Genomic DNA, 14,146 nt, shown 5'->3' on the forward strand with positions numbered 1-14,146 from the left:
GGTTAATTGCTGTATAATTTCCTTTTTGCTTGTCGCGTGTGCAGATTCTTTTCGGTGAGTGTTATGGCGATTACCCTGATTATATATGTCATCCTGATGTTGAGTACGGTCTGTGTGATCGCAATGTTCTATCAAATGAACCATCAGCAAAAAACGCGCCTGGCGATTGGGGATTATCTAAAATTGGGCATCAGCGGAATTATTGCCTTTATTGCTGACACCCTGGGGGTTGGGAGTTTTGCCGTTAACGTCGCGCTGGCCAAGCTTCTGGGTACTTTTCCAGATGATGAATTGCCGGCGGTGAATAACGGCGCCCAGGTGATTCCGGGAACTATCGAGTCGCTTTTTTTCATGCAGCTGGTTGATGTTGATTTAACCACCATGCTGACGCTGGTAATTGGAACCTGTGTCGGTGGTTTGATTGGCGGGGCTATAGTGAGCAGGCTGAGCAAGCAGGCAATCCGTTTAACGATGATGTGTTGTTTTGCAGGAATTATTCTTCTGCTGCTGGCTCATCAATTCCGATTAATGCCGGTGGGCGGTGATGTGGTTGAACTGCAGGGCGCCAAACTGGTGATTGGTTTTCTGGCCATGGTCATCTGCGGCGCTCTGACCTCAGCAGGGATTGGGCTGTTTGTAATGATACAGGGTGTTCTGTTTCTGATGAATGTTTCACCGATTGTCGCTTTCCCAATCATGACCACTGCTGGAGCCATGCAACAGCCGCTCACCACCCTGGTCTTTTTACAACAGGATAAAATACCCTTAAAGAAAACGATGATCTTAAGCCTTTCCGGTTGTCTGGGTGTTTTAATCACTCTGCCCTTATTTGCGCATCTGACCGTAACCTGGCTGCATACACTGCTGCTGTTAATAATTATTTACAATTTGTACGCAATAAGCAGAACCTATCTTAAAGTCCGCCGTTCACCCCGTCTGACCAGTGGGTTTTCCGGGCTGGCTGTTAGTGATTAAGTTTTTTATACTCTTGGATCTCTGATTTTCACAAGGATGGCTTTATGAATTTAATCAAGAAGTTGCAAATAGTATTTTGCGGGCTGCTGATCTCGGCGGCCTCGTATGGATTTAATCCTGAGTTTGACACGATGGTGATTTTTGGCGACAGTTTATCAGATAATGGTAATTTATATCGTTACTTTCTCCATTTTCTACCGGTTTCACCTCCCTATCATGAAGGGCATTTTTCTAACGGGCCTTTATGGGCTGAGTATGTTTATCAGAATTATTTTCCTGCTGATTATACCATCGGTTTTCAGAATTACGCGGTAGGGGGAGCAGGGGCGGTATTATCGTATAAAGAAAACCTGCCCTTTACACTAACGGTGGAGCTGGATGATTATTTTTACTGGAATACTTACGGGCACAAAGAAACCAGCCTGTATTCCATATGGATTGGTGCAAATAATTATATCAATGGTCCTACTAATGTAGAGCCGCTTACTGACGGGGTTGTCGATGCGATAGGGAATGTGACTGAGCGCCTGATTGGCAAGGGCGGTAATAAATTTCTGATTATTAATTTACCGGATCTAGCAAAACTGCCGCAATCGAAAAAGATGAGTGATCCTTCTTTATTGACGCGCCTGACTCTGGCCCATAATCAAAAGTTAAAGCAGCGGGTTGAAACTTTGCGCAATCAGTATCCCGACGTCCTGTTTTTGTATTTTGATGCCTATACTTTTTTTAATGAATCAAGCGCTCACCCCGCGGATTATAATATAACGAACATTGAAGATCCCTGCTATATGGGCAGTTACAGTGGCTGGCTTACAGCACTTCTCCCTTCGCGGGCTGCCTTGCATGATTTTTTAAAACAGCAGAATCCCTCAATGAATGATACGCAATGGTCAATTATTGAATCCAACCCGGTACTGCATGAGGCTGCCGAAACAGCCTATGTGTATTCGCGATTGCCAGAGGCCGCCAAAGAAGAGCCGCTTTCCTGCGATAGTTATTTATTCTGGGATCACGTGCATCCCACAACTGTTGTGCACCGCTTGATTGCGGAGCAAGTTAGTAAACTGATTGAGGAAGCCGGTCTTAAGCCAGGCTGGCCAGAATCAATCTCTGAAAAGGTTAGTAATGGAAGAGATAAGCAAATCACAAAAAAAGCGTGATGCAGACGCTTTAAAGAAATTAGGGGTTAAATTGGTTGAGCTGCCCGCTGGTACTCTGGATCAGCTGCCCTTAACTGAAGTTTTGCGCCAGGCGATTGATGCCGCAAAAACGATTAAAAGCCATGGTGCAACCCGGCGTCAGGCGCAATTGATTGGAAAATTAATGCGAGGCGCTGATCATGAGGCCATTCTGGAGGCCTATGAATTGTTGCAGGCTGAAAAAAGCGCGCAGACAGCCAGTTTCCATGAGGTGGAAGACTGGCGCGAGCGCTTGATGAGTGAAGGAAATGAGGCGCTTACTGAATTTATCAATGATTATCAGCCTCAGGATGTGCAGCAATTACGGCAATTAATCAAAAAAGCAATTGATGAGCGTAAGGCCAATCGATCCCTTGGGGCTTACAAAGCGCTTTTCCGAATGATCCGCGACGCGGTTGAAGAGACGTTGTTGCGTAAATAGAACCAAGCAACTAACCTGTCGTCTTTGCGAATGAAGTGAAGCAATTCAGATCGAAACTTGAACAAAGCAAGAACTGGATTGCTTCGCTAATGCTCGCAAAGACAGTTTTTTGTGCACCTATCTTCATTTGCGCAACAAAGCCGGTTGAAGTAAAGTAGTTTTGGACAAACAATATTTGCTCGCCTAGAATACGGGCTAACTATTTATATTGAAGAGAAGGCATGAATTATTCCCTGTTTGTCAGTTGTGCCAAGGGATTGGAGTATTTGCTTGAGGCTGAGCTAAAAGTTTTGGGATTGCATATAACACGCGTAAGCCCGCAAGGCGTTTATGGCGAGGCTGGACTACAGGTTATTTACCAGATATGCATCTGGTCGCGTCTGGCCAACCGGGTCCAATTGATATTGTACAGCGGCCAGGCTCATAATGAGCACAGTCTGTATCAGCTTTGTAATCAGTTCCCCTGGCAAACGGTATTCAAGGCCGATAAGACACTGGCGATTGAGTTTCATGGCTCTTCAAGTCATATTCGTAACTCTATGTATGGTGCTCAGGTAGTTAAGGATGGCATCGTCGATCACTTCAGGAAACTGCATGGGCAGAGGCCATCGATTGATCGCGAAAAACCGCAGATAAGATTGCATGCGCACTTAAAACTGGATACGGTGACCGTAAGTCTGGATTTGATCGGTTATAGCCTGCATCAGCGAGGCTATCGCCAGCAGGCAGGTGATGCGCCCCTGAAAGAAACCCTGGCCGCAGCCATGCTCCTTCGAGCCAAATGGCCGCAACTGGCGGAAAAGGGATATAGCCTTCAGGATCCTTTCTGTGGTTCGGGCACGCTGGTAATTGAGGCGGCGATGATGGCTGCCAATATTGCCCCGGGGTTATTGCGAAATGATCAATCAGTCATTCATTGGGTTCAGCACCATGAGTCGCTCTGGGAGAAATTGCGAACCCTGGCACTGCAACAGGTCAGACCGTCGCATTGCCGGATTAAAGGCAGTGATAGTAATGGCAAACTGATTCGAATGGCACAAGCCAATGCAGAAAAGGCCGGTGTGGCTCGCCTGGTGGAATTTGAGCAGCAAGCCCTGCAAGATGCACGTCCGGTGGCACCAAAAGGTTTGCTGCTGTGTAATCCGCCCTTTGGTGAGAGGATGGGAGAGACTACCCAACTGATTCCCCTGTATCAGCAGCTGGGAGCGACCTGTCATAAATACTTTCAAGGCTGGGAGGCCGCTTTTCTAACTACCAATCCTTTGCTGGCCAAGGCGGTAGGCCTTCGCTCCAGTAAGCAATATACCCTGTTCAATGGCCCGCTGGAATGCAAACTCTACTGCCTGACTATAAGCGCTTGCAATCAGTTGAAGAATAATGATAAAGAGTCGCTGTCTTCCGGGGCACAAATGCTGGCAAACCGCCTGCAAAAGAATGCGCAGCATTTACAGAAATGGGCGAAGAAAAACAATATCAGCTGCTATCGGGTTTATGATGCCGATTTACCAGAATATGCCTATGCAATTGATGTATATAAAGATTACGCAGTACTCCAGGAATATGCCGCTCCCGCGTCAATCGCTGCTCATAAAGCAGAAAAGCGAAGCCTGGAGGTTATGCAGGTTGTGCCCATAGCTTTGAATATTGATCCGGATAAGCTGGTTGTTAAAACGAGAAAGCCGCAAAAAGGAAGCGATCAGTACCAGAAGGTGAAGCAAACACAGCATACGATGATTGTCGAAGAAGGTCGGGCTAAACTTAAAGTAAATTTATATGATTATCTGGATACCGGTTTATTTCTTGATCATCGTCCCCTGCGTCTGCGTTTTGCCGCACTGCCTTCAGGAACCCGTTTTTTAAATTGTTTCTGTTATACCGCCAGTGCCAGCGTTCATGCCGCTTTGGCAGGCGCCTTCACTACCAATGTCGATTTGTCGAACACCTACCTTAATTGGGCTGAAGAAAACTTTCGCTTAAATCACATTGACTTATCCCGGCATCAGTTTGTTCATTTTGATTGCCTGGAATGGTTGAAAATTGCTAAAGATAAACATGATGTGATTTTTCTCGATCCCCCCAGCTTTTCCAATTCCAAGCGGATGAAAACAACCCTGGATATACAAAGAGATCAGAGCGTTTTAGTGGAAGAAGCCATGCGTCTTTTAAATAGGCAAGGCGTGCTTTACTTCTCAACTAATCTGCGCCAGTTTAAACTGGCTCCAGAGATTAGCGAGCGCTATCTGGTGAAAGATATCAGTGCGGAAACCATTGATCTGGATTTCAAGCGTAACAAGCGGATTCATCAGTGCTTTATGATTAGTCATCGTAGTGAGTAAACCAAAACGCTCAGGGGTGGGCAAAGAATAGGCATAATTTGCAGATTTTGACTACACTATAGTTATTACCAAGCTGTTTGAGTAATGATAATGGCTGCAAATCCGAAGGACAGCCCGCCCTCTGCCGTTAAAGCTGCTTTTGAAGCAGCGAAAGTGACTGATGTTGTTGACGCGCTCAAGAGTCTTTGTAACCAGACCGAAGACTATTTACCTGTTGCGGGACCTCTGCCAAAAAATACTTATACCTATCAACTGGAGTTAATCACTCAGAAATTGCTGGCATTGGAAGGCTTTTATATAAAAAACAGCGATGGAGAGTTTCAGATCATTTTTGATGATGGAACGCAGCTTGAACTGACTAAAATCCTGACGCATGCCAATTTTGAACATTTGGAATTCAAGCCGCCTGATTTTAAACAATATGAAGAATATATTTATAATCATTCGCAATATAAACCGGATATCGAGGGTGTTTTTCCAAGTGAAGAACTATTTCGAGACAATGATAAAACCGGCGCGGTTCGCGAACTGAATTATGCCGAAATGATGGCTATTAATCTGTACACCTCTCCGGATTACTATAAAAATATCAATGCGCTGACCCGCGGTACCTATGAGTTTGAAGACAGGCCCGAATGGATACGAGATGTCATCCTGCATTCGGTGATGAGCGCCAGTGGCCTCTCCAAAGCGCAGGAAGTGACTATTCCCGGAACCTTCCGTTATGAAAGTGTGTATAGCGAGGATGCCCTGAAGCAGCGTATTGAACTAGCCGAGACTGGTGGAGTTAGTGTTGAGCGAAATTTTATCAGTTCAGCTGAAATACCTGCGGAACGATTCGTCGATAAGATTGCAATTACCTATACTGACGTCAAGGGAAAATGCATCGCGCCTTTATCTGCGTATCCCAATGAGCGTGAATTTCTGATTCCTCCAACCCAAATGCAATGGAAAGGTTATACACAAGAAGGGGGTACGCATTATTTTCATGCCAGCCCGGTAATTGATTTGCAGAAAGTCCATGAAGAAGCTTTAGAGATGACTTCGCCTGAGATGCAAGCCACATATCAGCTGATGTTCCTGAATAACCATGTGCAAATGATGCAAAAGCAATTTGAAAGCTTTGATGCTGATGTGCAGGAAGCTTTTGCCCCGAGGCTTGCTGAACTGCAAAATTACATTAATGAGAACGGGCTTGCATTACAAGAGGGTTCTATTACCAGCGAGGAGATATCCGACTCACTGAATGGATTATGGGAGCAGCTCAGTAATTTGAGTGAAGAAGTGCAGGTCTTGCAGAATAAAGAATTAATAGTTCAGGAGAATGTTGCCGAAACTGGCTATAGTTCTGGCCACTACAAGTTAAGGTTATCGGAGATGAAAGACGATCAGCAACCTGAACCTGAGCAGGATTATGGTTATAAATACTAGGGCGTGTTTTAAAAGTTATAGTCAGGCAGTTTTTTGCTTATGAGGAATGGGATTTCTGGATCCCCCGCATGAAGCGGAGGACGCAGAGGGTCGGATGTTTAAATCTCCGGCGGATTTTTTATATCCTTTACAATGACCTCTTCTTCCTGAGTATGAACAGAGGTTGGGGGTACGACTGATGCCGGCTCTGCGACTACTACAGGTTCGGGACCATGCAGTTCATCGCGCAATTTAGGCAGATAACCTGCCATAAAACAAAGCTCTGCTACCAGGAACAGAGGGGCCACCAGAGCCTGTTGTACATTGGTCATGAAAGCAGGTTTACTGCCTTCCATGAAATGACCGGCCAATTGCAGGATCCAGCCGATAACAAAGCAGATTAAAAAAATCCATAAATTAAGTCCATTAGGCCCGGGAGCACTTAAAACCGCGCTGATCCACAATAAAATCGCCAGTACAGGTAATAAAAGCAGGGTCAGTCGCCAGTTTAATCTGAAATAATAAATTAATAGGGCAACCGTTAGAATTTCTGCCAGCGTGATATCAAATATCCCAGGAACAATCACGTGAAAGTAGCCAAAAAAGATCATCAGGCTGAATATAATCAGCGGAACCCCCGCCAGGTGCGTGTAAAGCGTGGTTTTTTCCTGATGGTATTGACGGTATAAATAGGCCTGCTCGAGAAACGTTTTCATCCTGAAGTCCTTAGTGTTTTCTCCTAAACTTAGCATAATTTGAACAAAATCACCAATCACGCAGGCTTCCTGGGCAGTTTCAGGGCCTTTAAAGTTTAAAGGATGCCAATGAGCATTTGTCATTTAAAAATTTCTAGTCGCTCCTTGATTGTGGTTAAAATATATACTATCAGTATAATGATACAACAATCTGTTTTCACGTAAGTTTGAGATTCGATGCAAGAAAATATACAAAAACTATTGAGGGATTCGAAGGAAAGTATAAAAAAGGCAATTATAACGTACAACAACAATACTGTTGGGGGAGAGCATTTTTTAAAGCTAATTGAAGAATACACTTCCCTCTTTGTTCAAAATATCTCATCAGTATACAAGCCAAGAGTTGTCCTGATAGGGGATTATTCAATCGAATGGATTGCTATTTATTTTTCTTTAATCAATACGGGCGCGATAATAATTCCAATTGATGAAAATATCAGCTCGATAGATTTTAATCAAAAAATATCCTTTATCTGCCCCCATATTATTCTCAGTTTGTCAAAAAGGCTAAGTACTTTACCAGAAACCTATTCTGAATTGGATATAAACGGTATTAATGGCTACAAATACCAAGCAAAAAATGATTTAGAATCGAGTCCGGAAAATGTGATGACAATGATATTTTCATCCGGAACTGGAGGTAAAGAAAAACTGATTATGTTATCAGGGTACACTGTTGCTGCAGTGGTGCAAATCTACATGGATGAAATCAAACAGTATCAATGCAAAAATGTTCTTAATATTCTTCCATTAACCGCCATATATCCATTGTCTATTGTTCTGGCAACCATTATGACTGGTGGACATATTGTGTTATCAAATCCTCAAGCTAATTTTGCTGCATTGATGAATAAAAACAAAATTGAATGCTTACCTGCCGTACCCATGTTGTTAGAAAAATTATATGAATCAATATTTACTTCTATAAAAAAACAAAATGCCATTAAACGTCTGGTTTTCAAAGGGGCTTATTCAATCAATCAATTATCTGTTCGTTGGTTCAATAAAAACCATGGCCGCAAGCTGTTTAACGCAATTCATCAGAAGGTGAATCCTGATTTAAAAATCATACTTTCAGGAGGTGCTGCATTAGATATAAACAAATTAATATTTTTAAATGCAATTGGATTTAACATATTAGAAGGATATGGACTTACCGAAATAGGCGGTATCGCTACTGTTCGCAAAGAGAAACCTGCTCAGTTTGGTTCCGTTGGTCTAAGAATGAATGATGTTGAGATTAAAATATCTGAGGCGAATAACGAGATTTTGATTAAAAGTAAACGTCTTTTTAAAGGGTATTACAAAGATGATTCAGCAACACAATCTGCGATCAATGAGGAGTGGTTTCATAGCGGTGATGTAGGTTATTTTGATAAATCTGGATGTTTGCATATCACCGGACGATTAAAAGATGTCATTGTAAGAGCAGATGAAACCAAACAGTTACCTTCCTTATTGGAAAATCATTATATGAATGTCGTAGGTATGAATGATTTTGCCATATGTGGGGTACCCATTCCTGAGCACTCAGGCGATAAAGTAGTACTTTTTGTAGCTAATATTAATCCCACTCAGCAACAAGAATTGATAGATAGAGTCTTTAGAGCCAGTAAGGTGTCTGAGGCAAAGTACCGACTCGATCAATGTCTATTTGTAAATGAGTTACCTAGAAACAAGCTGGGAAAAATTTGCCGTCAACAATTGATTAAAACTCACTATTCATCGGTACTTAAAGATAGTGCTAACGAATAAATAAACTTGTATGGAGTCATTTGATGAACACCTCGCATGTAAAATTTATAAAAAAGAATTTTAAAAAAATTGTTACTCAGTCTTTATTCTGGTTTATCTATTCTCTTAAAAAGCCGTACATGAAAAAAAATGATGAACGGGCTACTATCAGCCAAAAGAAATTTTATAAACACAGTTTGGTGGATGGTTTTTCCGCATCCTCTCGAATTACAACCTACAATTTATTTCAAGGCGAGATTGATTCCAGGCTTTTTGAGGAAGCAGTTAATCATGTCTGTAATCAACATGATATCTTTCGAACAACTTTTTTCATGAAAAATAGTCAGCTCTATTTTACAGTGCATGACAAACAGTTTTTTACGGTTGAGCAATATGATTTATCCAGTTCCCATAATTCTCAAAATATAGAAAAACTCTGCAATCAATTGGCTTTGGAGTCATTTAATCCTGAACAGCTGCCATTATTTAAGATATCAATAATTTTATTACCTAATCACTATTTCAAGATAGTAGCCTGTTTTCATCATATGATAGCGGATGGATGGACCTTATATCATTTGCAAACGCAAATCGCAAAAACATATGCTTCATTAATCGATAAAAAACCCTTGGCAGCATGCGACAAAAATATTCAGTTTGGTGATTACATCTTTATCGAAAATATGACGAATTCCTGGTTTGAAAAGTCTAGACTCAGCTTCTGGAAAAAATATTTGCAAAGAGCTACTCCATTAGCACTTCCTTTTTAAATATGGACACTGCTCCGACCCAAAAAGCCGATAACACGAATATAATGATTTCTAAAAATGCTTTCAAAGCAATCAAAGATTTAAAAAAGAAAATGGGTGTGTCTAATAACACCATACTTTTAGGAGTGTTTATCACCCTTTTATATCGCTATTCCAGACAAGAAACAATAACTGTTATTATACCAAGATTTGCCAGATTTCATCCGAAACAACAATCCATCATGGGGCCAATGCTGGATGGCCTTCCATTGATTCTGGATATGAATGATAACTTATCCTTTTTTGATGTAATCACCCAATTGAAAAATGTGATGAATGAAATCATGAGTCACGATGATATTCCTTTTGATTATATTCTTGAAAAATTGCAATACGAGCATCAAATGAATTTGAATTTTTTTCAAAATGCAGTTGTGTTTAACTATATTTCGGCTGAGTGGCGTAAACATTTTAATTTAAAAAATGCTGAATTTATAAAAGAAGCATTTATTTCAACCACTATTTCAAATTTAATGAATTTCTATATTATTGGTGAGTTTGTAAATGGACAGTCTCTTCTAAGCGGTCAACTCACGTTTCAAACCGAATGTATAGATAACCTCACAGCGCGTTTTTTTCTAGAGCAATATCAGGATTTACTAGAAAAAATTGCTGAAAATGCAGCTATGGCAATTAATCAATATCAGCTGTTGACTTACTATAGGGACATAACATTACCAAATGTTAAGCAAAATTTAATACAGGAGCAAATACCGTTAATTACTGCTCTTCTTCTGAAATCATTTGAAAAAAATAACAATCACACTGCAATTTCCTGTTTTAATCAGCAATATACTTATCAGGATCTATCTAATACTGTACTTTTAGTGTTTTCTGCCCTTAGAGATATGCCTAAGCCTCCAGCATATATCATAACAGGCAAGCGAAATTTGCTGTGGCATGCTGCCTTAGTGAGTGCTTTATTTTTGAATGTCCCGTTTTGTTTGATAGATGAGTCTGCTGAGGAGCAGGTTTTAAATGACAGACTCCCACATTTAAATAATGCCCTTGTTTTGAAAAGTTCTCCTTTGCATGAACGAACTCGCGACATTATAAATAACAATAATTTGACATTAATTGATTTGGATAAAATTAGTATTGAAAAAGTTCCGGCAACAATTCATGAATTAAGAAATTACTCTTCAAAAATCAGGCCCCATGATCTTTCATATATTATGTTCACCTCCGGCTCTACAAATAAACCTAAAGTTATTTATGGAAACCATCTTGGGCTTTCACAGTTTATTAATTGGCAAGTAAATGAATTTCATTTAAACAATACTGACATTTGTGGACAAATTACCAATGTCCATTTCGACGTATGTTTAAGGGAAATTTTTTCTCCTTTGGTAAGCGGTGCAAAATTAGTAGTTCCTGACAATTCATTAGCTGAAAACGCACTTATATTTTTTGACTGGATTGATAAGGAAGACATAACCTTTTTCCATGTGGTGCCAAGCCTGTTTCACATGATTATGCTAAACAGTACTCATTTTGGAGCGCACAATTTGCGTTCCTTGCGGTATATCTTCTTTGCAGGTGAGGCTTTAACACTTAATCTGATAAGAACGCTCCAACGAAATTTTTATAATTATGGTGTACTGATCAATTTATATGGACCTTCTGAGACAACGCTTGCCAAAGTTTTTTATATGGTTCCTGAACATCCTCAGCATCAAATCATGCCTATTGGAAAACCAATACCTGGATGCCAGGTATTTATTATGAATAATAAAAAGATTTGCGGTATTTGTGAGTCTGGTGAAATTGTTATACGAACACCTTATATGACCAATTTAGCACCAGATGACGATCGCTTATTGCTAAATGCAGAGTCTGATCAGCCCGACGATAGACTATATCGCACCGGTGATCTCGGATTAATTAAACCTAACGGTGAGATTTATATTCTTGGACGGACTGATTCCGTTTCTAAAATCAATGGCATAAGAGTTGATTTAAGTAAAATACAACAGCAACTCATGGAGCTTTCTTATATTAAGGAATGTTGTGTCACGATTAACACCAACCAGTCTCAAGACACTCAGTTCCTGGTGGCGCATGTTGTGATTCCTCAAGACCATCAACTTGAATTAACCGAACTCATAATAAACAATCAATTAAAGAAGAATGGTGGCTCAGGTCCTGCTCCACATGTTTATAATGTGATGGACAAATTACCACGATTATCCAGCCATAAATTCAATAAAATTAAATTGTCCAGCTTAAAAATTGAAGAGTTGAACCGATTAAACCAAGCAGCTTCTCAAAAGTTAATTGAGGCAAAGAACAGTACAGAACTAAAAATACAGTCTATTTTATCAGGTATTACCAAAAATCAGGAAATCTCATGTGATAAAATGTTTGATCAATTAGGGATCACTTCGCTGCAGATAGTCCAGTTTTTAATGAAATTGCAACATGATTTCGAACAACCCATCAGTCTGCAAGATATTTTCAAACACAATACCATTCAAAAACTATCCCGATTTTTAGATAAAAATCAAAATGAAGAAATAAAGTATTCACCTCTCACTGGTTTAACAGCCAATTATTTACGTCAGTATGCAGAGCTGCCCAAGCTCAAGCATGATGGTGCATTTCTTAAACTAATAACTTCAGTAAAACAAAAGCCAGCAGCCAAACCAGCGATTAGAAAAATATTTTTAACAGGTGCATCCGGATTTTTAGGTAAGTATTTATTGGTAGAGTTATTAGCACAATTTCCAGAGGCCACTGTTTATTGTTTAGTACGAGGTAAAGATAATGAGCATGCATTAGCACGGCTCAAAGAACAATTACTCTTACTTCCTATGGATGTATCGCTCTACGAGCACAGACTAAAATCAATTGTCGGAGATTTGGATAAGGAACGATTTTCTTTGCAATCAGACGAATTTAAATCTTTACAAAATGATATTGATTTAATTGTACATTGTGGTGCTTATGTCAATTTTATTAGTGATTTTCATACACTGTTCCCCTCCAATGTTAACGGAACAAAAACAATTATCGAACTAGCCGCCAGCAGAAAAATTCCTGTTCATTATGTATCTACTGCCGGAATTTTCCCCGGGCGTAAAGAGTGGGAACACAAAAAAATAGAAGAAAATACGGATATATATTTTGAAGATGGATTCCCTTTAATTGGTGGTTATTCGCAAACAAAATGGGTCGCTGAGTCTTTAATGCAAAAAGCAAGAACTTTAGGAATACCTGTAAGCATCTACCGCTTTGGTCGAATCAGCGGCGATACAGTTACAGGGAACTGGCCAGTTCATGACTTTGTCATGGCCTATTTGATTTCAATGGTCCAATTAGGAATTGCCCCGAATTTATCAACCAAAATTGAAATGATTCCAGTGGATACAGGTGCCAGGTTAATGATTGGTTCTTGTTCTATGAATACTCATGGTAACCAGACCTATCATATTATTAATCCAAATCAGATTTCTTTTTCGGACCTTAAAGTTTTGTTTGCTCAAATTGGATTCAGTTTAAAACTTGTTACCTATGAAGTATGGAAAGCACAATTAACTCAGGCGGTTTTAGATGGTAAAGATAACGCTTTGACTCGATTCTTACCCTTATTCCCTGAAAAGCTGGATGACTTGCCTCGGTTAAAATTCAATAGACAATTTTCAAACCGGACTTTAGAGCCTGTAATAGACCGTGAGGGGATTGAATTTCCACAGCTGACATCTGAGCTATTAAAATTTTATCTGGAAAAAAATACTAACTTTCTGAACCATTAGTTTTAGCCTCAGGCTTACCTAAAAATTAAAAAAGCGACTCGCTTCAGTCGTTGGTATAACTGTATTTAATGATAGGGTCGCTATGGAAACCAACAGCTAATCTCATGGTAATCATATCTATGAGTTTATTGCTGCTAGTCATTGAAACCATTAAAGCCATTGAGTGAAGGCATACAGGAAGTGAACATTTCGTATACCGTCTCCGCCAGAGTCTGTGGTCTGCTGGAAGCCTGCGGGAAAAACCTGTGCTTGCCGGTATGGTTGATGAGGCTGCCATTAGCCGCAGGGGATAGCACTTGATTGAAGAGACTGCGTATTTCGGTAATATCTTTCTTTTCAATAAGGGCTTTCCACTGATCTTTTGAGCGATTTATATTAGCCTGAATAGCAGGTTGCTGAGCAAGTAAATAGACCATGTCGTCAGTTGAGTCCAGTGCTTCCCTAATGATCAGATGAAGAGAAGGAGTAATGCTTTGGCTCATTTGGGGGAGGCTGAGAAGGCTGATGACCGCCTCATAGGCCTGCTCACGGATAGCCAGGCGAAGCGCAAAATGCTGACCTTCTGGTAGATTCGCTCGATAGTCGCTATTGGATAATAATGTATCCAGGGCTATGGCATTCGGGTATTCCTGGGGATTTTTTGTCTTCAGAATAGCAAGTTCCAGTGTACTTAAATCAAAACTAAGCATGGGTGTTTCGCTCAAGGGTTAAAAAAGACGCCTGATGAACACAGCACATCAGGCAGAGTT

The 14,146-nt window shown here is 40.5% G+C and carries 10 protein-coding genes; 8 read left to right on the forward strand and 2 right to left on the reverse strand.

Going from position 1 to position 14,146, the window contains the following annotated elements; translation table 11 throughout:
• Window positions 1–63: 63 nt before the first annotated feature.
• From E1O89_RS06695 to E1O89_RS06715, 5 genes are all read left to right on the forward strand, one after another.
• Complete coding sequence (locus tag E1O89_RS06695; RefSeq protein ID WP_112218838.1) at window positions 64–975, forward strand: TSUP family transporter; 912 nt, start codon at window positions 64–66, stop codon at window positions 973–975.
• A gap of 44 nt (window positions 976–1,019) precedes the next feature.
• On the forward strand, window positions 1,020–2,138 hold the full coding sequence (locus tag E1O89_RS06700) for an SGNH/GDSL hydrolase family protein (RefSeq protein ID WP_133139492.1): 1,119 nt from the start codon (window positions 1,020–1,022) through the stop codon (window positions 2,136–2,138).
• Window positions 2,104–2,598: a ribosome biogenesis factor YjgA gene (gene yjgA / locus E1O89_RS06705; RefSeq protein WP_112218840.1), complete on the forward strand. Its 495-nt coding sequence runs from the start codon at window positions 2,104–2,106 to the stop codon at window positions 2,596–2,598. The genes E1O89_RS06700 and yjgA overlap by 35 nt, the downstream gene beginning before the upstream one ends.
• A gap of 221 nt (window positions 2,599–2,819) precedes the next feature.
• Window positions 2,820–4,934, forward strand: a complete 2,115-nt coding sequence (gene rlmKL / locus E1O89_RS06710; RefSeq protein ID WP_133139493.1) for a bifunctional 23S rRNA (guanine(2069)-N(7))-methyltransferase RlmK/23S rRNA (guanine(2445)-N(2))-methyltransferase RlmL — start codon at window positions 2,820–2,822, stop codon at window positions 4,932–4,934.
• A 90-nt stretch (window positions 4,935–5,024) separates the two neighbouring features.
• A complete protein-coding gene (locus tag E1O89_RS06715; RefSeq protein WP_133139494.1) occupies window positions 5,025–6,365 on the forward strand; it encodes a hypothetical protein in 1,341 nt (446 codons plus the stop codon).
• Between the two features lie 98 nt (window positions 6,366–6,463).
• On the opposite strand, the gene E1O89_RS06720 is transcribed toward E1O89_RS06715, so the two are convergent.
• A complete protein-coding gene (locus E1O89_RS06720) occupies window positions 6,464–7,183 on the reverse strand; it encodes a DUF962 domain-containing protein (protein ID WP_316043238.1) in 720 nt (239 codons plus the stop codon).
• A gap of 93 nt (window positions 7,184–7,276) precedes the next feature.
• Here E1O89_RS06720 and E1O89_RS06725 point away from each other — a divergent pair, with 93 nt between their 5' ends.
• The 3 genes from E1O89_RS06725 to E1O89_RS06735 are packed head-to-tail and all read left to right on the forward strand — an operon-like array spanning window position 7,277 to window position 13,397.
• A complete protein-coding gene (locus tag E1O89_RS06725; protein WP_133139495.1) occupies window positions 7,277–8,854 on the forward strand; it encodes an AMP-binding protein in 1,578 nt (525 codons plus the stop codon).
• Between the two features lie 23 nt (window positions 8,855–8,877).
• Window positions 8,878–9,603 (forward strand): condensation domain-containing protein, encoded by a 726-nt coding sequence (locus E1O89_RS06730; RefSeq protein ID WP_133139496.1) that lies wholly within the window; start codon window positions 8,878–8,880, stop codon window positions 9,601–9,603.
• Window positions 9,604–9,605: 2 nt separating this feature from the next.
• Window positions 9,606–13,397: a thioester reductase domain-containing protein gene (locus E1O89_RS06735; RefSeq protein WP_133139497.1), complete on the forward strand. Its 3,792-nt coding sequence runs from the start codon at window positions 9,606–9,608 to the stop codon at window positions 13,395–13,397.
• A gap of 134 nt (window positions 13,398–13,531) precedes the next feature.
• Here the strand turns inward: E1O89_RS06735 and E1O89_RS06740 are convergent, their stop codons facing one another.
• Complete coding sequence (locus E1O89_RS06740) at window positions 13,532–14,086, reverse strand: hypothetical protein (RefSeq protein WP_133139498.1); 555 nt, start codon at window positions 14,084–14,086, stop codon at window positions 13,532–13,534.
• Window positions 14,087–14,146 lie beyond the last annotated feature (60 nt).

This window comes from Legionella genomosp. 1 (genome assembly GCF_900640215.1).
Classification (GTDB): domain Bacteria; phylum Pseudomonadota; class Gammaproteobacteria; order Legionellales; family Legionellaceae; genus Legionella_C; species Legionella_C quinlivanii_A.

Coding starts and splice junctions, on each gene's coding strand:
- E1O89_RS06700 (WP_133139492.1), top strand. CDS start 1,020: ATGAATTTAATCAAGAAGTTGCAAATAGTATTTTGCGGGCTGCTGATC.
- E1O89_RS06715 (WP_133139494.1), top strand. CDS start 5,025: ATGGCTGCAAATCCGAAGGACAGCCCGCCCTCTGCCGTTAAAGCTGCT.
- E1O89_RS06725 (WP_133139495.1), top strand. CDS start 7,277: ATGCAAGAAAATATACAAAAACTATTGAGGGATTCGAAGGAAAGTATA.
- yjgA (WP_112218840.1), top strand. CDS start 2,104: ATGGAAGAGATAAGCAAATCACAAAAAAAGCGTGATGCAGACGCTTTA.
- E1O89_RS06730 (WP_133139496.1), top strand. CDS start 8,878: ATGAACACCTCGCATGTAAAATTTATAAAAAAGAATTTTAAAAAAATT.
- E1O89_RS06695 (WP_112218838.1), top strand. CDS start 64: ATGGCGATTACCCTGATTATATATGTCATCCTGATGTTGAGTACGGTC.
- rlmKL (WP_133139493.1), top strand. CDS start 2,820: ATGAATTATTCCCTGTTTGTCAGTTGTGCCAAGGGATTGGAGTATTTG.
- E1O89_RS06740 (WP_133139498.1), bottom strand. CDS start 14,086: ATGCTTAGTTTTGATTTAAGTACACTGGAACTTGCTATTCTGAAGACA.
- E1O89_RS06720 (WP_316043238.1), bottom strand. CDS start 7,183: ATGACAAATGCTCATTGGCATCCTTTAAACTTTAAAGGCCCTGAAACT.
- E1O89_RS06735 (WP_133139497.1), top strand. CDS start 9,606: ATGGACACTGCTCCGACCCAAAAAGCCGATAACACGAATATAATGATT.